Source organism: Variovorax sp. 278MFTsu5.1 (genome assembly GCF_048305045.1).
In the GTDB taxonomy this organism is placed as follows: domain Bacteria; phylum Pseudomonadota; class Gammaproteobacteria; order Burkholderiales; family Burkholderiaceae_C; genus Variovorax; species Variovorax guangxiensis.
In genome coordinates, this window is record NZ_CP157622.1 from 204,023 (window position 1) to 222,977 (window position 18,955).

The window sequence follows — 18,955 nt, forward strand, 5'->3', positions numbered from 1 at the left end:
TCTTGTCTCCGTCGATTTAATTGGTTGAGCGATGAATGACTGAAAAGAGGGAAGGGGCGCTACGCGGGTGGCGCGTTCGGCATCACCAGCGCCACAAGCACCGGCCGGTTGCCGCGGTTCTCCAGCTGGCGCTTCTCGCCGGGCGCGAAGCGGCAGCTGTCGTAGGGGCCGAGCACTTCTTCCTGGTGCGCGCCGTCGATTTCGCCGACCACATGCAACTGGCCTTCGAGCACGAGGTAGAGCTTTTCCATCGGCGAGCCGTCGAGGCCGGTGTGGCCGCCGGGCAGGATCTGGCTCATGCCCATCCACATCTGCGTGGAAGGGCCGGCCTCCTTGCCCTGAAGGCGCAGGCAGCGCATGTCGAAATGGTTGGGCGCCTCGTAGTGCGGCGCCTCGGCGAAACGGGTGACGTGCATGGATGTGCTCCGGAAAATAGACGCAGGCTCAGGGCCGCAGCACGACGCGGTCGGTGCTGCCCGAGAGCACCAGCCGGTAGGCCTCGTGCGCCTCGTCGAGCGTGAAGTGGCGCGCCACCGGAAAGGGCTTGAGCGTGCCGCGCTCGAAGCCCTCGCGCATCGCATCGAGCTGTGCGGTGCTGGCGACGCAGTCCATCGCCAGCGAGTCGATGCCCACGTAGGTGTGCATGCCGCGGTAGAACGCGAAGATGTCGAAGGGCACCGCGCGGTCGTGCGTGGCGATGAAGATCTGGGTCGCGCCCTTGGCCATCGCCTTGTTGGCCGCCTCGAAGTAGGCGCTGCCCACGGTGTTGTAGACGATGTGCGCGCCGCGCCCGTCGGTGAGCTCGCGCACCCGCGTGCCCACGTCGGCGTGGTGGCGCGCGTCGATCGTGTCCACCGGCCCGCTCGCGAAACCCTCGAAAGGCCCGGCGCGGCGCTGCACCGCGATCACGCGCGCGCCGGCCTGCGAGGCGAGCTGCACCGCCGCCTGCCCGACCTTGCCATTGGCGCCGAGCACCAGCACCGTCTGCCCGGCCTGCGGCATGCCGCTGCGGCGGAAGCCCTCGTAGGCGGTGACGAAGGGCACGCCCACCGCGCCGGCCTCGTCCATCGAGATGCCGCGCGGCTTGGCGCGCAGCGCCTGCTCGGGCAGCACCAGGTAGCGCGCATGGGAGCCGTCGCGGGTGATGCCAACGTCGCCGCCGGAGCCGTAGACCTCGCGGCCGATCCATTCGGAAGGCCCGCTGACGACGGTGCCCGCGAAGTCGCGGCCGGGGGTTCTGGGCCACACGGCCTGCGGCATGATGCCCAGCGTCGCTTTCACGTCGCTGGGGTTCACCGCGGCGGCGGCGATGCGCACCACGGCGTGGCCGGGTGGCGGCACAGGTTCGGGTTGTGGCGCGGCTTCGAGCCTCAGCGCGTCGAGGTCGGCGGCCTTCTCGTTCAAGCGAAGTGCGCGCGGGCTGTGCGTGGCTGTGTCGCTCATCGTTCAGCTCCTCGCATCGGGCAGGCCCAGCATGGCGCGGGCCTCGCGCGGGTTGGCGACTTCGCCGCCCAGGCTCACGAGGATGTCGTGCGCCTTCGCCACCAGCTGGGCGTTGCTCTCGGCGAGCACGCCCTTCTCCAGGTAGATGTTGTCCTCCATGCCCACGCGCACGTGGCCGCCCAGCAGCCAGGCCTGCGCGACGATCGGGAACTCCATGCGGCCGATGCCGAAGGCGCTCCAGAAGGCGCCGCGCGGCAGCATGTTGCGCGCGTAGAGCAGCGTTTCGGGCGTCGGCGCGAAGCCGTACTTCACGCCGAGCACGAAGGTCCACATGGCCGGCCCGTCGAGCGTGCCGTCGGCGATCAGGTCGAGCGCGAGGTTGATGTCGCCCGAGTCGAAGATCTCCAGCTCGGGCTTCACGCCCGCCTCGCGCATCACCTTCGCCATGCGCCGTACGTTGCGCGGCGTGTTGATGACCACGTCGGGGCCGGAGTTCATGGTGTTTAGGTCGAGCGAGCACACATCGGGCCTGATGAGCGCGATGTGCTCCACGCGCTTCTCGGGCGGCAGCAGCGTCGTGCCGGGCGCCGCGATCTTCGGGTCGTCCTCGCTCGGAATGAAGCGCCCGCCGGGGCCGGTCGTGAGGTTCACGATCAGCTCGCGGTTGCCGCGGCGGATGCGGTCGACCACCTCGCGGTACAGATCGACCTCCATCGAGGGCCTGCCGGTCTCGGGGTTGCGCACGTGGATGTGCACCTGGCTCGCGCCGGCCTCGGCCGCGGCCAGGCATTCGTCGGCGATCTGCACCGGCGTGATCGGCAGGTGCGGCGTCTGCTCCGGCTTCACGAGGTTGCCCGTGACGGCGCAGGTGATGAGGGTCTTGGCGGTGCTCACAGGTGGCGCCCTCCGTCGACCACGATGCGCGTGCCGGTCACGAAGCGCATGGTGGTGGCCAGCGCCTCGACCGTGGCGGCCACGTCCTCCGGCTGGCCGATGCGTCCCAGCGGCGTGGTGCTGGCCATCTTGCTGGCGAACTCCGCGCCGCGCCCGGGCACGAAGCCCGACTCCACCGCGCCGGGCGACACCGAGACCACGCGCACCGCCGGCGCCAGCGCCTTGGCCAGCGCGTCGCCCACTACGTCGAGCCCCGCCTTGGCCGCCACGTAGGCGAGGTTGCTGCCCACGCCGGTGAAGCCCGCGATCGACGAGATGTTGACCACGAGGCCGTCGCCGCTCGTCTTCAGCAGCGGCGCGAAGGCGCGGATGGTGGCGAACACGCCGCGGAAGTTGGAACGCACGATGTCGTCGATCAGCTCATCCGTCAGCGCGTCGAGGTCGCCGGCCGGCACCGGCTTGGTGTGGCCTGCGCTGTTGACGAGGATGTCGCAGCGTCCGAGCGTGGCCTTCACCTCGGCGGCGGCGGCCACGAGGCTGGGCGTGTCGACGATGTCGGCGCGGATCGCCGCATGGCGCTGGCCGCTGGCGGAGGGCAGGGCGGCCGCGCGCGCAGCCGCATCGTCGCCCTTGCGGTGCAGCAGCACGCAGGTGGCGCCGAGCGCGGCCAGGCGCGTGGCCGTGGCATAGCCGATGGCGCCGAGGCCGCCGGTGATGACGGCGACCTTGCCGTCGAGTCTGGAGACTGGGTCGAAGCTCATGTCGGTGTGGGAAGTGGAGTCAGGGAATGGGGGGGCGGGGGAACTTCATCTCGCCGGGTTCGAGCTCGAAGTCGTGGTGGAGTGACGCACTCTTGCCGTCAGGAGCCAGCGCGAAGCGGCCGATGAGCCTGCGCGTCACGCCGAAGGTCGGGTCGCTTTCCAGGTTCTCGTCGTCATCGGCGAAGACCTGCGTGATCAGCACTTTGTGGCCCGGCTTGCTCACCATGAAGTGCAGGTGCGCGGGCCGGTTCGGGTGGCGCTTCTGCGCGCGCAGCAGCACGCCGCAGGGGCCGTCGGTCGGCACCGGATAGCCGGCGGGGCGCACGCTGCGGAAGTGGAAGCGGCCCTCGGCGTCGGTGGCAAAGCGTCCGCGCAGGTTCATGTTCTCCTGCGACGGGTCCTGGTTCTCGTAGAGGCCGACCGGCGAGGCCTGCCACACGTCGACGGTGGCGCCTTCCACCGGCCGGCCTTCGTGGTCGCGCACCGTGCCCGTCACTTCGAGCGGAGTGCCCGGCGTGCCCGAGCGCGCGATGTTCTCGCCCTGCGCGCAGGCCGGTGCGTTGGCGCGCCAGAAAGGGCCGAGCAGCGCGGCCGGCGACTCGCCCTGCGGGTCCTGGTTGTTCTGCAGCGCGACCACGGTCGACACCCCCAGGATGTCGGCAGCCAGCACGACCTCGTTCTTGGTCTCGCCGGTGGCCTGGCCGATGGCGACGATGAATTCGAGCGCCTGCTCGAACTCCTCTTCCGTCAGCTTCACTTCCTGCACCAGTGCGTGAAGGTGGCGCGTGACTGCTTCCATCACGGTGCGCAGCCGCGGGTCGGGCGTGTGCCGCATGGCGTCGAGCACATGGCCCAGCACCGATTGGGGGGAGGTGGCGATGTTCATGGCGGGTCTTTGCAATCGTTTGCATGATATTAGTCCAAATCGCCGAAAAGTAAAATGGAGGGAATCCGGACTTCAGGAATGAGGGAAAGCCACCCGAAGCCATGCAGCCCGGCGACAATCGTTTGCACCAATGAGCGCCAATCAACCTTCCACACCAGCCACAGTGACCATCCGCGACGTCGCCCGCGAGGCCGGCGTGCATGTGTCCACCGTCTCGCGCGCGCTCAGCCCCGAGAAGCGCTCGCTCATCAGCGACGAGGTGCTGCGCGTGGTGGAGGAGGCCGCGCAGCGCCTGGGCTACCGGCCCAACCGCGCGGCCTCGGCGCTGCGCACGGGGCGCACCCACACCATCGGCGTGCTGGTGCCCGACATCACCAACGCGGTGTTCCCGCCGATCCTGCAGGGCATCGAGGCCAGCGCCGCCGCGCGCGGCTACTTCGTGTTCGTCACCAACGTGGTCGACCATGCGCTCGCGCGGCCGGTGCTGGAGCGCATGCTGGCGCAGCGCGTCGACGGCGTGGTCATGGCCACCGCCACGCGCGACGATCCGCTGGTCGACTTCGTCACCAAAGCCGGCATGACGGCCGTACTGGTCAACCGCGCCGACGAAACCGGGCGCCTGCCGGCCGTGGTGAGCGATGACCGGCTCGCGATGAAGCTCGCGGTCGACCATCTCGTGGGCCTGGGCCACAAGCGCATCGCGCACCTCGCGGGCCCGCAGACCATTCCCACCGGCGTGGGCCGCCGCCTCGGTGTGGAGCAGGCATTGCGCGACCACCGCATGAAGCCCTTCCGCGTGGTGGAGTGCGCGAGCTACAGCCGCGAAGCCGGCGCCGCAGCGATGAAGCAGATGCTCGAGGCGGGAGCCGCGCCGCAGGCGGTGGTGTGCTGCAACGACCTGGTTGCGCTGGGCGCCTACGACGCGCTGCGCGAGGCGGGCCTGCGCGTGCCGCAGGACATTTCAGTCACCGGCCATAACGACATGCCCCTGGTCGACATGGTCGACCCGCCGCTGACCACCATCCGGCTGCCGCACCGCGAGCTGGGCTGGCGCGCGGCCGAGATGCTGTTCGAGGAGATCGACGGCCATTCGATGTCGGCCTCGACCGTGGTGCTGCGCCCCGAGCTGGTGGTGCGCCAGTCGACCGCCGCGCCGGCAGGCACGCGCTGAGCCTTCGCCGCTGCTGCCGCTACCACCACCAGCGGGCGATGTCGTCGCTCAGGCCCATGTAGAGCAGCACCAGCGTGACCAGCACGACGATGCACTTGCTGCGCAGCGACATCTTCGGCTTCGGCGCGAAGACCGCGGCACCGCCCAGAAAGTGCACGCCGCAGTGCGGGCACTGCCGCACCTTGCCGTAGATGAGCTCCCCGCACCGGGCACAGGGCACGTCGTCGGGGCCAGGCTCCGGCGGCGGCGTGCCGGCGTCGCGCCGCCCGTCCCGCTGGCGCTGCTGCTGCAGCCGCGCGCGGCGTTCGCGGTGCGCGGCCAGGTCGATGGGGTCGTTGGGCTTGTCGGACATGCTCTGGTGAGAACGTATCCGGCTAGCGTGCCACACCTGCGCGCGACGTGGGTTTCCTGCGCGCGGCGGGCCGGCGCGGCGGCTTCGCCTCCAGCACCAGCTCGGCCGGCAGCTGGTCGTTCCACGATTCGGTGAAGTAGGCGCGGTCGCTGGGCACCAGCTGGGGCAGCGCCTCGCGCAGCAGCGCCAGCGACTGCTCGGCCGCTTTCAGCTCGCCCGCATGCGCCGCGTACCAGGCGTGCTCGAAGAGCAGGCTGCAGTGCTGCAGGCCCGGGTAGCGGCGGCGTCCGGCCTGGTGGTCGGCCAGCCGCGCCTGCGCCACCTGCACCCAGCGCGCGGGCCAGTTGGCCGCGTCGAAGGCGTCGGCGAGCGGGCCGGCCAGCTTCGAGATGGCGGCCGGGTCCAGCGGCTTCTGCGCGCGGAATTGCGCGAGCGTGGGCTGCCGCTCGGGCCGGCAGTGGCCGCGCGCGATGCGCATCAGGTAGATCGCGTTCCATGCCGAGCGGCCCTGGCCGTCGGTGTGGCCGCAGAGCCATTCGCTGAAGGCGATCCATTGCACCGCGCGGCGGGTGGTGTCGGCGTTGCCGTCGTGCGCCAGTGCCGGCAGGTCGGCCAGGCCCACGCGGTCGAAGAGCCATGCGGCCATGCCCATGTTGGCGGCCACGTGCTGCGCGGCGTCGAAAGAGTGCGATTCGAAGGCGGCCGCCAGCGCCTCGCCGAAGCGCTGCAGCGATTCCTCGGCCAGCGCGGCGGCGGCGGGCTTGTCGTCGGCCGCGAGCGCCAGCGCGCGCGAGCGGCAGGCCAGCGCCCACAGGTTGCACCACTCGAAGCGCACGTCGGGATGGTGGCGCAGCACCAGGGCGCGCACCGCGTCTTCGGCCATGCCGCTCAGCAGCGACTGCGCCAGCGGCAGGTCGCGCGCGGTGTAGGCGCACCATGCGGAAACGATGCACTCCATCGCGCCCAGGTAGTCGTTGCCCGCCACGTGGTGCGCGAGCCGCTGCTTCTTGAGCGCCTGCAGCCGGCGCCGCGCCTGCTCGTTGTCGCCGAGGCGGCGCCACAACATGGCCTCGTTGAGCGTGACCAGCGCGCGCTGGAAGTCGGTGGCCGCCAGCGTGCCGGCGAGGCGGATCGATTCGAGGGCGTTGCCCCCTGCGTTCTCGCTGGCCTTCTCGCCTGCGACAGGCGCCATCAGCCGCCCCTGCCGCGCCGCCTGCTGCGAGGCGACGAGCTGCTTCCAGAACGCCGCGTCCTGCAGGTGCACCGCGTCGGGCGGCGGCGAGCCAGCGGCCTGGCGCGAGGCGCGCGAGCGCAGGCCGAGGAAGGACGCCACTTCTGCCGCGGTGGCCGCGCGGCCTTCCACCAGCACGCGCAGGCGCTTCGCCTCGGCGGCGGGCAGCCAGAAGGGGCCCTGGCTGCGCCGCTCGGCATTCAGGAAGCGGGGCTCGCGCTGCGTGTCCTCGCCCCAGCCGGCGTCGATGCCCCAGGCCTTGAAGTCGCGGAACGCGCGGCTCACCACCATGCGCAGGGTGCTGGCGTCGGAGACCTCGCCGCGCAGGTCGGCCAGCCGCACGACATCGGCGCCGGCCTCGTGGGCATGCTGCATGCGTACCAGCAGCCACAGCGACTGGAAGGCCGCGCGCCGGCCGTTCACCGACTGCGGCGAGGTGAGTTCGATGGAAACCTGGTTGGCGTGTGGGGCTGGCTTGGGCACGCCCCGATTTGAACCTCAAAACGGGGCGCTACCTGAAGAAGATGCCGGGGACGAGCGTGCAGGATCAGTACCGGTGCTCGTCCAGCAGCCCGGGCACTTCGCTGCGCCCGATGCCCAGGTCGCGCAGCTCGTGTTCGCTCATGCCGGCGAGATGCCGCGAGTCGGCGCGTGCGCGGCGGCGATTCACCACGCGGCGGCGCCAGCCGCGCAGGGCATGGATCAGGCGTTGATGAAAGGACGTTGGCTTGTGCGCTGTCACGATGGGCTCCTTGGTTGGTGAGCTCATCTTCCCGCCGGGCGTGATATTGTGGAAGTTGAGAATTCTGAGCCTGCCAATCAGGCTTCCTGATACCTAACCTTCCGATGCGACAGCTCAACCTCGACCAACTGCGCACCCTCATCGCCATCGTCGACCTCGGCACCTTCTCGGCCGCGGCCCAGGCGCTGCACCTGGCCCAGCCCACGGTGAGCCTGCACATCAGCGAACTCGAATCGCGCCTGGGCGCGCCGCTGGTGGTGCGCGGCAACCGCCGCATCACGCCGACGGCGGCCGGGGCGGCGCTGGTCGAGCGTGGGCGCAAGCTGCTGCGCGACACCGACGACGCGGTCGAGGCGGTCAAGCGGCAGGCCGAGGGGCGGGTGGGCCGGGTGCGGCTGGGCACTTCCACTGGCGTGCTGGTCGACCTGCTGCCGCAGGTGCTGGAGGCGCTGGGCGCGGAGCACTCGGGCATCGACGTGGAGGTGAGCATCCGCGGCTCCTTCGAGGCCATGGAGCGGCTGGCCGCGGGCACGCTCGACATCGGCCTGGTCGCCATTCCGCAGCCGCCGCTGCGCGGCATCGTCGTCACGCCCTGGTGCGAGCAGCCCATGATGGCCTTCGTGCCTCGCCGCTGGAAGGCGCCGAAGCGCGTCACGCCGGCCTGGCTGGCGGCGCAGCCGCTGATCTTCAACGAGGCGACCACGCACATGTACCGCCTCACCATGGAGTGGTTCGCCGCCGCCGGCTTCGCGCCGCGCGCGCGCATCGAGCTCAACTATGACGCCGCCATGCGCAGCCTGGTGGCCGCCGGCTACGGCGCCGCACTGCTGCCGCTGCAGCAGTCCACCGATACCTTGCCGAGCAACGACCGCATGCAGATCCTGCCGGTGAGCCCGAAGCTCACGCGCCGCGTGGGCATCGCGCACCGCCAGCATGCGCTGCTCGACGGCGCGACGCTGAGCGTGCTCGAGGTGCTGAAGACCTTCAGCCAGGCCTGAAAGAACGCGCCGCCCCGGCTCAGGCCGCGTCGGGCTTGCGCATGCCCAGCGAGAGGATCTCGTTGGCGTTCACGATGGCCGTCGCTATCTCTTCGGTGGTGGTGCGCTTGCTCATGGCCTGGTCGCGGATCAGGTCGTAGGCCTGGCCCTCCGACACGTCGTGCGTCTTCATCAGGATCGCCTTGGCCTCTGTGATGCGGCGCTGGCCCAGCAGCTTGGCCTCCACCTTGCGCAGCCGCTTGGCCAGCGAGCGCGCCTCCTTGTGCACCTCGCGCGCCACCACCAGCGCCGAGAACAGCCCGAAGGAGCGCACCGGGGAGGGCAGCACCGCCTTGGCGCCGATCTCCAGCACGGCTTCGATGATGGTCGGGTTCTCGTAGGTCACGACGGCGATGATGGCCGGCGCGTCCTCGCTCTTCGTCCACTCGAAGCGCAGGTTGATGAAGTCCGGCCGCACCGCCATGAAGGCCACGTCGATGCCCTCGGGCAGCACCTGCACCGGCGGCCAGAAGGCCTGCACCTGGCAGCCGATGCGCTGCAGCTGCTGCGTGAGCTGGCGGCCGTCGCTGTCGTCGGGGTGGATCACCGCGATCTTCAGCAGCCGCAGCTCCTTGAGCTGCGGCGGGGTCACGCGCAGGGTGTGCCGTTTCGGGGCGGGGCTGTCCACTCAGGCCTCCCGCCGGGCCGCCCCAAGGGAGGCCGGCACCCCCTCGGGGGGCAGCGAATACACGCAGTGATGAGCGTGGGGGCACATTTCAGGTCTCCAGCGTGTCGAGCCTGGCGGTCCAGTCGCCCAGCGAGTGGGTGACCAGATAAGGGTCCGGATACACCGCCCGCGTCGCCTGTCGCACGATGGTGAAGCGGCCGTGCGCATCGACCCGGCCGATGCGCGGATACAGGCAGGTGTGGTGGTTGGTCGGGTCGATCTTCACCAGCCCCTGCGGCGCGTCGAACTCGCTGCCCAGGATGTGCGGCAGGATCTCCGCGATGCCGTCGCTGCCCGCCTGCCGGTAGGCGTTGGCGAAGATGTGCATCTGGAAGTAGGACGCTTCCCAGCACAGGTTGGGCACGCAGCCGTCGCCGAAGCGCGCGCGCAGCATCGCCAGGCAGCGCCGGTTGGCGGCCGAGTCGATCGACTGGAAATACGGCGCCGCCGTGAAGTGCCCTGTCGCCACGCCGTGGCCCATCTGCGAGATCTCGGCCTCCGAGGTCGTGAGGCTGGCGATGGGCATGGTCTTCGGGTCGAAGCCGGCCTCGGCGTAGGCGCGGTACAGGCTCGCGGTGGAATCGCCCACCACGGTCGAGAAGATGAAGTCGGGCCGCTTGTCGCGGATGTCGTCCATGATGGCCCGGTAGTCGCGCTCGTCCGCGTCCAGTGCCACATAGCGCTCGCCGAGCTTTTCGCTGCCGGGGCGCTGCATCACCAGCTCGCCCATGATGCGGTTCGACTCGTAGGGGTAGATGTAGTCGGAGCCGATCAGGTACACGCGCGCGCCGAAATTCGTGGTCATGAACTCGGCCAGCTGCACGCTGTTCTGGTTGGGCGCCGCGCCGGTGTAGATCACGTTGCCCGAGTACTCGAAGCCCTCGTAGAGCGTCGGGTAGAAGAGCAGCTTGTTCCACTTCTCGATCACCGGGATCACGGCCTTGCGGCTGCTCGACATGTAGCAGCCGAAGATCACGTTGACCCGGTCCTGCACGATCAGCTTCTCGGCCAGCTGGGCGTAGCGCGCGGGGTTGGACTGCGGGTCGTAGCGCACGGCCACGACCTCGCGGCCGTCCACGCCGCCGGCCGCGTTGATCTCCTCGATGCCGAGCAGCGCGCCCTGCAGCTGCGAGAGTCCGATGGTCGATGTGACGCCGGTTTCCGAATAGAGGATGCCGACGCGAATGGGGTCCTTGTCAGCCACGCTGAAGTCTCCTGGGGTGTCGGATCATCATAGTCTTCGCTCGGTGCTCTGCAGTGGGCTTCAGTGCGCCGCCGCGAGCCGTGCGCTCATACGCGCCAGCCGCGCCGGCAGGCTGCGCGCATCGTCGGCGATGCAATAGTTGCGCCAGCCGAAGATGCGCCGCACATAGGCGTCGGCCGCGCCGTCCACCGCGATGCAGGCCGCGCGCACGCCGGCCTCTCGCGCCTCGGCCACGGCTTGGCGGGCGTCCTCGATCAGGTAGCGCGGGTCGTGCACGTCGATGTCCGAAGGCGCACCGTCGGTCACCAGCAGCACCGCGCGCTGGCCCGGCGGCTCGTCGCGCATCAGCGCGGCTGCATGGCGCAGCGCGGCGCCCATGCGGGTCGAGTAGCGCCCTCGCACCGCGCCGATCATGGCGCGCGCGGGCGCGTCCAGCGGCCGGCCCGATTCGAGCAGGCGGTAGTAGTACACCTCGGCGCGCGTGTTCGACGAGAAGCCGTGGATCGCGAGCCGGTCGATGCCGCGTGCGTTCGACGCCGCCAGCAGCAGCGCCGCCTGTTTCTCGATGTCCAGCAGCGAGGCGGCATTCGCGCCGGGGTCGTTGGCCGAGGCCGAGAGGTCGAGCAGCACCAGCACGCTCGACGGGCGCGGCCCCTTGCCCGCGCGCATGAAGAGCCGCGCGTCGGGCCGCAGCCGCAGTCGCCGGTCGACCAGCACCTCGATGGCGGCGTTCAGGTCGATGTCGTCGCCTTCCCACTGGCGGCGCAGGCGATGCGTGCGGTCGAGATGGCGCGCGCGGGGCAGGGCGAGCGGCTGGATGCGCTCGCCGTTGAGCGCGGCCTCTTCGCGTGCGGGCGAGAGCCCCTGCCATGTCGGCAGCTTCTCGATCACCGTGCACCAGTCGGGGCGCAGGCGTTCGAGCTTGCGGTCCCACTCGGGATAGGTATAGCGGCCGAGTTCCATGTCGCTCCCGGCTTCGAGGGGCGGTGCATCGCCCGCATCGGACGGAGGGGGCGGGCGCGCGCCTGCCTGCTGCAAAGCGATGGCCTCGTCGGGCGGCACGTCGGCCTCGCCGAAATCCCACAGGTAGCTGTTGTCGTCGCGCCAGGGTGCGGGCACGGTGTAGTCGCGGGGCTCGAAGCGCACGCGCATCTGGCCGAGGTCGTTTGCGAGAACCGAGGCGATGGCGCGGAAGGCGTCGTAGTCCTCCAGCCCTGCGTTGGCTGCGGTCTCATCGAACAGGCGGCGTGCCTTGTTCACCCAGTGGTTGTCGTCCTGCGACGCGGGCAGAAGAAGCAGGCGGTCCATGCGCGAGACGAGTGCCGCGAAGCCCAGGTCGAGCAGATCGGGTGCTGGCGGCAGCGACGCGGCGAACCAGCCGTGCAGGCCGGGAAAGTCGCGGCACAGCAGCCGCTCGACGCGCGCATCCTCGATGGCCGAGACGATGGCGATGCCCATGGGCCTGAGCGTGTGCGCCGGCCGCGCGGTCTGCGAATGGCGCAGGTGCGCGACCGCATGCGCGACCATGGCGCGGCGAAGTCCGGGCCCGCCAGCGCTTTCCGGCAAGAGCAGCTTGCGACCGGTGAGCACGGCGCGCGCGCCCGGCAGCGTCTGCACTTCCACGTCGATGCCGGCCAGTCCGCGCGCCAGCAGGGCCAGCGCGGCGAGTCCATCCTTCATCCGAACTGCGCCTCGACGAAGCCCTGCAGCGCGCTCGCCATGTCGGGGTCATCGGTCAGCGCCCGCGTCATCGTCATCTCGCAGCTCTCGCGCGGCGTCACGCCGTCGCGGATCAGCACGCCCGCATAGATCAGCATGCGTGTCGACACGCCCTCGTCGAGCCCGCGATGCTTGAGCTCCCGCGAGCAGTGCGCGATGGCCACCAGCTTCGAGGCCAGGTCGAGCCCGACCCCGGCCTCGTGCGCGACGATCTCCGCCTCCAGCGTGCTCGCCGGGTAGTCGAACTCCAGCGCCGCGAAGCGCTGGCGCGTCGACGGCTTCATGTCCTTCGCGCTGCTCTGGTAGCCGGGGTTGTAGGACACCACGAGTTGGAAGTCCGGGTGCGCATGCACCAGCTCGCCCTTCTTGTCGAGCGGAAGGATGCGCCGCGCGTCGGTCAGCGGGTGGATCACCACCGTCGTGTCCTGCCGGGCCTCCACCACCTCGTCGAGGTAGCAGATGCCCCCGTGCCGCACCGCCAGCGTCAGCGGCCCGTCGTGCCAGGCGGTGCCGTTGGCGTCGAGCAGGTAGCGCCCGACGAGGTCCGAGGCCGTCATGTCCTCGTTGCAGGCCAGCGTCACCAGCGGCCGCCCGAGCGACCACGCCATGTGCTCCACGAAGCGCGTCTTGCCGCAGCCGGTCGGCCCCTTCAGGATCAGCGGCATGCGGTGGCGGTACGCCTGCCGGTAGAGCGCCACCTCGTTGCCGGCGGGCCGGTAGAAGGGCTCGGTCTCGATGCGGTAGCTGGCCAGCGGATCGTGGACGGGTGCGTTCATCGTGCGTCGCGGCTCCCTCAGCGGTGCTTGGCCGGTTCGTTCGGAATGCCCTCGATCGGGCACTCGGGCGTGCCCACCGTGCTGCGCGTGAACGACTCCACCATCTCGCGCGTGCCCTCGGGGTCGTTGATCCACTTCGTGTAGAAGTTGTAGGGGCAGGCCGCCACGCCTTTGTCGCCGTCGCCGGAGTTGATGGTGCCGGTGTAGCCGCGGTGCACCAGCTTGAACAGGTGGTTCTGCGACTGGCCATTGCGGCGCGCGTCGCGGATCAGGCCCATCGACAGCTCGGCGTAGTTGATGCCCATCTCCTCCTCGCCGCATTCGCCCAGCGTGCGGCCGTCGAAGCCGATGAGCGCCGAATGGCCGAAGTACGAGTACACGCCGTCGAAGCCGGCCGCGTTGGCCACCGCCACGTAGGTGTTGTTCATGAAGGCCATGGCCTTCGACACCAGAATCTGCTGCTCCTTGGCCGGGTACATGTAGCCCTGGCAGCGGATGATGAGTTCGGCGCCGCGCATCGCGCAGTCGCGCCAGATCTCGGGGTAGTTGCCGTCGTCGCAGATGATCAGGCTGATCTTCATGCCCTTGGGGCCTTCGCTCACGTAGGTGCAGTCGCCCGGATACCAGCCCTCGATGGGCACCCACGGCATGATCTTTCTGTACTTCTGGACGATCTCGCCCTTGTTGTTCATGAGGATCAGCGTGTTGTAGGGCGCCTTGTTCGGATGCTCCTCGTGGCGCTCGCCGGTCAGCGAGAACACGCCCCACACGTTGGCGCGCCGGCAGGCGTCGGCGAAGATTGCCGTCTCCTCGCCGGGCACGATGGCGGCGGTGTCGTACATCTCCTTCGCGTCGTACATGATCCCGTGCGTGGAGTACTCGGGGAACACCACCAGGTCCATGCCCGGCAGGCCCTTCTTCATGCCGACCAGCATCTCGCCGATCTTGCGTGCGTTGTCCAGCACCTCGGCCTTGGTGTGCAGGCGGGGCATCTTGTAGTTGACGACCGCGACGCCCACGCAATCGTTGCTGCTCGAAATATCACCGTGTCTCATGGGACTGCTCCTGAAAGAGGGGTTGAGGAAAAAAGAGGGCTACACGGTCAGGAAGGACCTGACCTTGTCCTGGTCGAGGCTGGCGCGGGCCTCGTCGTGCACGAGCCGGCCGCGGTCGATGACGAGAAAGCGGTCGGTCAGGTCGAGCGCGAAGCTCAGCACCTGCTCCGACACCACGACCGCGAAGCCGCGCTCGGCGCGCAGCACGTTCAGCGTCTGCGCGATCTCCTTGATGATCGAAGGCTGGATGCCCTCGGTCGGCTCGTCGAGGATCAGCACCTTCGGCTCGGAGATCAGTGCGCGCGCGATCGCCAGCATCTGCTGCTGGCCGCCCGATAGGTTGCCGGCCTTGCGCTGCCGCATATCCTTGAGCACCGGGAAGAACCGGTAGAGGTATTCGGGCACTGTGCGGTGGCCCGACTTCGCGGCGCCCGAGAGGATGTTCTGCTCCACCGTGAGGAAGGGGAACACCATGCGCCCCTGTGGCACGAAGGCAAGGCCCTGCGCCACGCGCCGGTAGCTGGGCAGCGCAGTGATGTCCGCGCCGCCCAGGCGGATGTGGCCGCTGCGCGCGGGCAGCAGGCCGATGAGCGACTTCAGCAGTGTGGTCTTGCCCATGCCGTTGCGGCCCATGACGGCGACCGCCTCGTCGGGCGCGACATGCAGCGACACGTCGCGGATGACGTGCGATTCGCCGTACGCCACGTTGAGTCCGGAAACTTCGAGCATCTGCGTTCTTCCTTCCGTGCTCAGTGGCCGAGGTACACGTCGATCACGCGCGGGTCGGCCTGCACCTCGGCGGCCGTGCCTTCGCTCAGCAGGCGGCCCTGGTGCAGCACGGTCACGCGGTGCGCGATGCGCTTGACGAAATCCATGTCGTGCTCGATCACCACCAGCGACTTGCCCGAGGCGATGCGCCGCAGCAGGTCGCCGGTCTGCTCGCGCTCGCGCGGGCTCATGCCGGCCACCGGTTCGTCCAGCAGGAGCAGCTCGGGCTCCTGCATCAGCAGCATGCCGATCTCCAGCCACTGCTTCTGGCCGTGGCTGAGCTGGCCCGCGCGGCGGTCGAGCTGGTCGAGCAGGAACACGTCGGCCGCCATCGCATCGATGCGCTCGCGCAGCGCGGCCGTGCGGCGGAATGTCAGCGACTGCAGCAGGCCGTGCATGCGCGGCAGCGAGATCTCGAAGTTCTCCAGTACCGTGAGGTCTTCGTAGACCGAGGGCGTCTGGAACTTGCGGCCCACGCCGGCGCGCACGATCTCGTGCTCGTTCATGCGCCCGAGGTCTGCGCCGTTGAAGAGCACGCGGCCCGAGCTCGGCTTGGTCTTGCCGCACACCATGTCCAGCAGCGTGGTCTTGCCCGCGCCGTTGGGGCCGATGATCACGCGCAGCTCGTTGCGCTCCACCGCGAGGCTCAGGCCGTCCACCGCCTTGAAGCCGTCGAAGGACACGGTGAGGTCTTCCACGCGCAGGATCTGCTCGCTGGAGGGCGGCACCGCCGAAGCGGCGCGCGGCAAGCCGCCACTGGAGTTGGCATTGGGCATCGTCATCGTCGCGTTCATGGCGCCGCCTCCGCGCCGCGACGGCGCAGCAGCTTCCCGCCCAGCCCCGCGAGGCCGTTGGGCATGGCCCAGACCACGAGGATGAACACGGCACCGAGGAAGTACAGCCAGCCCTCGGGAAAGGTCTCGGACAGGTACGACTTGAGAAAGCCGATCAGCAGTGCGCCGACGACCGCGCCCGGAATCGACAACCGCCCGCCGACCGCCGCGTAGATCACCATCTCCACCGATGCCACCACGCCGATCACGCCCGGCGCGATCAGGCCCACCTGCAGGCTGTAGAAGGCCCCGCCGATCGACGACAGCACCGCGGCCACCGCGAACACGAAGGCCTTCATGTGTGCCGTGTTGTAGCCGCTGAAGCGCACACGGTCTTCGCGGTCGCGGATGGCGATGAGGATCTTGCCGAAGCGGCTGCGCACGACGAGCAGCGACAGCGCCATCACCAGCGCGATGGCCAGCACTTCCACGAAATAGATCGTGCGCTTGGCCTCGTCGCTTGCGATGTCCAGGCCCAGCAGCGTGCGGAAGTCGGTGATGCCGTTGGCGCCGCCGGTGTCGCCCTGCTGGCCGATGACCACCACGGTGAGCGTGAGCGCCAGCGACAGCGTGACGATCGCGAAATACACGCCGCTCACGCGCCGCTTGAAGATCGCGTACGAGAACACGTAGGCCAGCACCGCCGGCACCACGAGGATGCCCGCCACGGTCCAGCCCAGCGAGTGGAAGGGCTGCCACCACGCGGGCAGCTGCTCCACGCTGCTCCAGACCATGAAGTCGGGCAGCTCGGGCGCCGAAGCTTCGAGCTTGAGGAACATGGCCATCATGTAGCCGCCCAGGCCGAAGAACATGCCCTGGCCCAGGCTCAGCACGCCGCCGTAGCCCCAGGTGAGCACCACGCCGACGGCCACGAAGGCGAAAGACAGGTACTTGCCCACGAGGTTCAGGCGGAAGGCGTCGAGCGCGAGCGGCAGCACCAGGGCCAGCAGAACGAGGACGGCGGCCATCGAGCCGATGTCGCTCCTGCGTTGGGGAGAGAGCTTGGACAGCATGCTCAGCTCCTCGAACGGATCGCGAACAGCCCGTTGGGGCGGAAGTACAGCACCACGATCACCAGCAGCAGGATCGTCGCCTTGGCCATCGAGCCGCTCATCAGGTACTCGAGCCAGGTCTGGGACTGCGCGATCGAGAAGCCCGAGAGCGCGGTGCCCACCAGGCTCTGCACGCCGCCGAACACCACCACGATGAACGAGTCGACGATGTAGAGCTGCCCCGTGCCCGGGTTGGTCGAGCCGATCATGGTGAACACCGAGCCCGCGATGCCCGCGAGGCCGGAGCCCAGCGCGAAGGTCATGGCGTCGACACGGTGCGTGTCGATGCCCACCGCGCCCGCAATGGCGCGGTTCTGTGTCACCGCGCGCACCTTGAGTCCCCAGGGCGTGCGGTACAGCAGCAGGTACACGCCGGTCGCCACCAGCGCGGTGAGCCCCACGATGAAGATGCGGTTCAGCGGCAGCTGGATGCCCGCCGTCGGCTCCCACGCTCCTGCGAGCCAGGAGGCCAGCGGCACGCTCACCTCCTGCGCGCCGAAGATCGAGCGGTAGGCCTGCTGCAGCATCAGGCTCAGGCCCCAGGTGGCGAGCAGGGTGTCCAGCGGCCGGTCGTAGAAGAAGCGGATAAAGCCGCGCTCCAGCAGGTAGCCGAACGCGAAGGTCACGGCGAACGCGAACGGAATCGCGGCGAACAGGTACAGGTCCATGAGGCCCGGCGCGAAGTGCTCGAAGAAGCGCGCCGCCAGGTAGGTCATGTAGGCGCCGAGGGCCATGAGTTCGCCGTGCGCCATGTTGATGACGCCCATCAGGCCGAACACGATGGCCAGCCCGATCGCCATCAGCAGCAGGATGGTGAACAGGCTCACGCCGTTGAACACCTGCATTACCGCGATGTCGAAGTTCATCGCGCTCAGACCTTCGGGAAGGGGTTGGGCTCGACGAGCTGGGGCGATTCCCACACGATGTCGAACTGCCCGTCGGGCCGCGCGCGGCCCACGCGCACCTTCTTCCACACGTGGTGGTTGGTGGCGTGCACGCGCACCGTGCCTTCGGGCGCCTCGATCTCCACGCCGGCGGCGGCGGCAGTGACCTTGTCGACGTCGAAGGACTTGGCCTTCTCCACCGCCAGCTTCCAGAGGTACACGCTGTTGTAGGCCACCTCCATCGGGTCGCCGATCACGCGGTCCTGCCCGTACTTCGCCTTGAAGGCCTTCACGAACTTCTCGTTGGCCGGCGACTTGATGCTCTGGAAGTAGCCCATGCAGGCGTAGTAGCCCGCGGCGTTGTCCTTACCGATGCCGTCGATCTCGTTCTCCGACACCACGGTCGACAGCAGCACCTGCTTGGCGCCATCGAGCCCCGCCGCGCGCAGCTGCTTGTAGAACGCCACGTTGGAGCCGCCCACCACGGTGCTGTAGATGCAGTCGGGCTTGGCGGCCTTGATCTTGTTGATGATCGAGGAGAACTCGGTGTGGCCCAGCGGCGCGTACTCCTCGCCGAGCACCTTGCCGCCGGCCTTGGCGATGGCGGGCTTGGCGATCTTGTTGCAGGTGCGCGGGTAGATGTAGTCGGAGCCCACGAGGAAGAAGCTCTTGCCCTTCTCGCGCGCCATCCACTCGACCGCCGCGATCACCGACTGCGTGGCTTCCTGCGAGGGGTAGAACACGCGCTTGTCCTGCTCCTGGCCCTCGTAGTAGGTCGGGTAGAACAGCAGCCCCTTGGCCTGGTTGAGCACCGGCAGAAGTGCCTTGCGCGAGGCCGAGGTGTAGCAGCCGATGATGGCCGCGACTTTGTCGCGCTCCAGCAGCTTGCGCGCCTTCTCGGCGAACACCGGGTTCTCGCTCGCGCCGTCTTCCACAACGGCTTCGATCTTCTTGCCCATCACGCCGCCCGCCGCGTTGATCTCCTCGATGGCCAGCTTCTCGGCGTCGACCAGCGAGGCCTCGGCGATTGCGATGGTGCCCGAGAGCGAATGCAGCAGCCCGAGCTTCACGCTGCCGCCATCCTGCGCCGAGGCGATGCTGGCCGCGCCGCCGGCTGCGCCCAGCACGATCATCGAGCCGCCTGTCTTCACGATCTGGCGGCGGGTGAAAGCGTTCGTCATGTCAAATTCCTTTGTGGTTGTGCGAGTCATGAGGAAGATCCGACCTTCGGAACCGCGCGTTGGGTGTCTCCTCCCGCGGCGCGGCCCTGCAAACGGGCGTTCTGCTGCCAGTGCGTTTTCTCCAGGCAAGGCTCCGCCACAGGATGCGGCGCATCCGTTTCGAAAAAGCACTCTTGCGGCCGAGAAAACAAAAAAGCCCGAACCGGTGGTTAAACCGATTCGGGCTTTATTGCCCGACGCCTCGCTGGCAGCACTGGCAGCGGGTGTCGTATGACTTGACTGGTAACGATTGCTCGTTG

Annotated in this window: 20 protein-coding genes and 1 pseudogene; 2 read left to right on the forward strand and 19 right to left on the reverse strand. The window is 69.1% G+C overall.

Annotated elements, in window-relative coordinates:
• Positions 1-59: 59 nt before the first annotated feature.
• Genes ABL844_RS00875 through ABL844_RS00895 form a run of 5 tightly spaced genes read right to left on the reverse strand, consistent with a single transcriptional unit; the run spans position 60 to position 3,984 of the window.
• Complete coding sequence (locus tag ABL844_RS00875; RefSeq protein WP_126020541.1) at positions 60-416, reverse strand: cupin domain-containing protein; 357 nt, start codon at positions 414-416, stop codon at positions 60-62.
• Positions 417-444: 28 nt separating this feature from the next.
• Positions 445-1,443, reverse strand: a complete 999-nt coding sequence (locus tag ABL844_RS00880) for a quinone oxidoreductase family protein (RefSeq protein ID WP_418130209.1) — start codon at positions 1,441-1,443, stop codon at positions 445-447.
• A gap of 3 nt (positions 1,444-1,446) precedes the next feature.
• A complete protein-coding gene (locus ABL844_RS00885) occupies positions 1,447-2,337 on the reverse strand; it encodes a 3-keto-5-aminohexanoate cleavage protein (protein WP_418130210.1) in 891 nt (296 codons plus the stop codon).
• Positions 2,334-3,098 carry an SDR family NAD(P)-dependent oxidoreductase gene (locus ABL844_RS00890; RefSeq protein ID WP_418130211.1) on the reverse strand — a complete coding sequence of 255 codons (765 nt, stop codon included), beginning with the start codon at positions 3,096-3,098 and terminating at the stop codon, positions 2,334-2,336. The genes ABL844_RS00885 and ABL844_RS00890 overlap by 4 nt, the downstream gene beginning before the upstream one ends.
• 19 nt (positions 3,099-3,117) lie before the next feature.
• On the reverse strand, positions 3,118-3,984 hold the full coding sequence (locus ABL844_RS00895) for a dioxygenase (RefSeq protein ID WP_418118671.1): 867 nt from the start codon (positions 3,982-3,984) through the stop codon (positions 3,118-3,120).
• A gap of 130 nt (positions 3,985-4,114) precedes the next feature.
• Between ABL844_RS00895 and ABL844_RS00900 the strand changes: the two genes are divergently transcribed.
• Positions 4,115-5,155, forward strand: a complete 1,041-nt coding sequence (locus ABL844_RS00900) for a LacI family DNA-binding transcriptional regulator (RefSeq protein WP_126020531.1) — start codon at positions 4,115-4,117, stop codon at positions 5,153-5,155.
• Positions 5,156-5,174: 19 nt separating this feature from the next.
• On the opposite strand, the gene ABL844_RS00905 is transcribed toward ABL844_RS00900, so the two are convergent.
• The 3 genes from ABL844_RS00905 to ABL844_RS00915 form a co-directional block, all read right to left on the reverse strand.
• Positions 5,175-5,507 carry a hypothetical protein gene (locus tag ABL844_RS00905; protein ID WP_184638889.1) on the reverse strand — a complete coding sequence of 111 codons (333 nt, stop codon included), beginning with the start codon at positions 5,505-5,507 and terminating at the stop codon, positions 5,175-5,177.
• 22 nt (positions 5,508-5,529) lie between these two features.
• Positions 5,530-7,221 carry a hypothetical protein gene (locus ABL844_RS00910; RefSeq protein ID WP_418130212.1) on the reverse strand — a complete coding sequence of 564 codons (1,692 nt, stop codon included), beginning with the start codon at positions 7,219-7,221 and terminating at the stop codon, positions 5,530-5,532.
• A 64-nt stretch (positions 7,222-7,285) separates the two neighbouring features.
• On the reverse strand, positions 7,286-7,480 hold the full coding sequence (locus ABL844_RS00915) for a DUF1127 domain-containing protein (protein ID WP_418130213.1): 195 nt from the start codon (positions 7,478-7,480) through the stop codon (positions 7,286-7,288).
• Between the two features lie 104 nt (positions 7,481-7,584).
• Here ABL844_RS00915 and ABL844_RS00920 point away from each other — a divergent pair, with 104 nt between their 5' ends.
• Positions 7,585-8,478, forward strand: a complete 894-nt coding sequence (locus tag ABL844_RS00920; protein WP_418130214.1) for a LysR family transcriptional regulator — start codon at positions 7,585-7,587, stop codon at positions 8,476-8,478.
• A 19-nt stretch (positions 8,479-8,497) separates the two neighbouring features.
• Here the strand turns inward: ABL844_RS00920 and ABL844_RS00925 are convergent, their stop codons facing one another.
• The 11 genes and pseudogenes from ABL844_RS00925 to urtA all read right to left on the reverse strand — a co-directional run bounded on the left by ABL844_RS00925 (position 8,498) and on the right by urtA (position 18,656).
• Complete coding sequence (locus ABL844_RS00925; RefSeq protein ID WP_418130215.1) at positions 8,498-9,145, reverse strand: ANTAR domain-containing response regulator; 648 nt, start codon at positions 9,143-9,145, stop codon at positions 8,498-8,500.
• Positions 9,146-9,233: 88 nt separating this feature from the next.
• Entirely contained in the window at positions 9,234-10,388 is a 1,155-nt protein-coding gene (locus ABL844_RS00930) for a transporter substrate-binding domain-containing protein (RefSeq protein ID WP_184638881.1), read from the reverse strand.
• Positions 10,389-10,448: 60 nt separating this feature from the next.
• Positions 10,449-12,068, reverse strand: a complete 1,620-nt coding sequence (locus ABL844_RS00935; RefSeq protein ID WP_418130216.1) for a nitric oxide reductase activation protein NorD — start codon at positions 12,066-12,068, stop codon at positions 10,449-10,451.
• Positions 12,065-12,883 (reverse strand): CbbQ/NirQ/NorQ/GpvN family protein, encoded by an 819-nt coding sequence (locus tag ABL844_RS00940; RefSeq protein WP_418130217.1) that lies wholly within the window; start codon positions 12,881-12,883, stop codon positions 12,065-12,067. The genes ABL844_RS00935 and ABL844_RS00940 overlap by 4 nt, the downstream gene beginning before the upstream one ends.
• A 17-nt stretch (positions 12,884-12,900) precedes the next feature.
• Positions 12,901-13,938, reverse strand: coding sequence for an aliphatic amidase (locus ABL844_RS00945; RefSeq protein ID WP_418130218.1), 1,038 nt, complete (start codon positions 13,936-13,938; stop codon positions 12,901-12,903).
• Positions 13,939-13,977: 39 nt separating this feature from the next.
• Positions 13,978-14,667, reverse strand: coding sequence for an urea ABC transporter ATP-binding subunit UrtE (gene urtE, locus ABL844_RS00950; protein ID WP_418130219.1), 690 nt, complete (start codon positions 14,665-14,667; stop codon positions 13,978-13,980).
• A 20-nt stretch (positions 14,668-14,687) separates the two neighbouring features.
• Complete coding sequence (locus tag ABL844_RS00955) at positions 14,688-14,777, reverse strand: hypothetical protein (RefSeq protein ID WP_414080255.1); 90 nt, start codon at positions 14,775-14,777, stop codon at positions 14,688-14,690.
• A pseudogene (gene urtD / locus ABL844_RS00960) lies at positions 14,751-15,500 on the reverse strand (urea ABC transporter ATP-binding protein UrtD); the annotation flags it as partial. The gene ABL844_RS00955 and the pseudogene urtD, both read right to left, overlap by 27 nt.
• Complete coding sequence (urtC, locus tag ABL844_RS00965) at positions 15,497-16,552, reverse strand: urea ABC transporter permease subunit UrtC (RefSeq protein WP_418130220.1); 1,056 nt, start codon at positions 16,550-16,552, stop codon at positions 15,497-15,499. The pseudogene urtD and the gene urtC, both read right to left, overlap by 4 nt.
• Positions 16,553-16,554: 2 nt before the next feature.
• Positions 16,555-17,457 (reverse strand): urea ABC transporter permease subunit UrtB, encoded by a 903-nt coding sequence (gene urtB / locus ABL844_RS00970; protein WP_418130221.1) that lies wholly within the window; start codon positions 17,455-17,457, stop codon positions 16,555-16,557.
• A 5-nt stretch (positions 17,458-17,462) separates the two neighbouring features.
• A complete protein-coding gene (gene urtA / locus ABL844_RS00975) occupies positions 17,463-18,656 on the reverse strand; it encodes an urea ABC transporter substrate-binding protein (RefSeq protein ID WP_418130222.1) in 1,194 nt (397 codons plus the stop codon).
• Between the last annotated feature and the right edge of the window lie 299 nt (positions 18,657-18,955).

Excerpts from the sequence above, each read along its gene's own strand:
- ABL844_RS00935 (WP_418130216.1), bottom strand. The coding sequence starts at position 12,068 with ATGAAGGATGGACTCGCCGCGCTGGCCCTGCTGGCGCGCGGACTGGCC.
- urtA (WP_418130222.1), bottom strand. The coding sequence starts at position 18,656 with ATGACGAACGCTTTCACCCGCCGCCAGATCGTGAAGACAGGCGGCTCG.
- urtE (WP_418130219.1), bottom strand. The coding sequence starts at position 14,667 with ATGCTCGAAGTTTCCGGACTCAACGTGGCGTACGGCGAATCGCACGTC.
- ABL844_RS00920 (WP_418130214.1), top strand. The coding sequence starts at position 7,585 with ATGCGACAGCTCAACCTCGACCAACTGCGCACCCTCATCGCCATCGTC.
- urtC (WP_418130220.1), bottom strand. The coding sequence starts at position 16,552 with ATGCTGTCCAAGCTCTCTCCCCAACGCAGGAGCGACATCGGCTCGATG.
- ABL844_RS00875 (WP_126020541.1), bottom strand. The coding sequence starts at position 416 with ATGCACGTCACCCGTTTCGCCGAGGCGCCGCACTACGAGGCGCCCAAC.
- ABL844_RS00890 (WP_418130211.1), bottom strand. The coding sequence starts at position 3,098 with ATGAGCTTCGACCCAGTCTCCAGACTCGACGGCAAGGTCGCCGTCATC.
- urtB (WP_418130221.1), bottom strand. The coding sequence starts at position 17,457 with ATGAACTTCGACATCGCGGTAATGCAGGTGTTCAACGGCGTGAGCCTG.
- ABL844_RS00905 (WP_184638889.1), bottom strand. The coding sequence starts at position 5,507 with ATGTCCGACAAGCCCAACGACCCCATCGACCTGGCCGCGCACCGCGAA.
- ABL844_RS00940 (WP_418130217.1), bottom strand. The coding sequence starts at position 12,883 with ATGAACGCACCCGTCCACGATCCGCTGGCCAGCTACCGCATCGAGACC.
- ABL844_RS00880 (WP_418130209.1), bottom strand. The coding sequence starts at position 1,443 with ATGAGCGACACAGCCACGCACAGCCCGCGCGCACTTCGCTTGAACGAG.
- ABL844_RS00945 (WP_418130218.1), bottom strand. The coding sequence starts at position 13,938 with ATGAGACACGGTGATATTTCGAGCAGCAACGATTGCGTGGGCGTCGCG.
- ABL844_RS00900 (WP_126020531.1), top strand. The coding sequence starts at position 4,115 with ATGAGCGCCAATCAACCTTCCACACCAGCCACAGTGACCATCCGCGAC.
- ABL844_RS00895 (WP_418118671.1), bottom strand. The coding sequence starts at position 3,984 with ATGAACATCGCCACCTCCCCCCAATCGGTGCTGGGCCATGTGCTCGAC.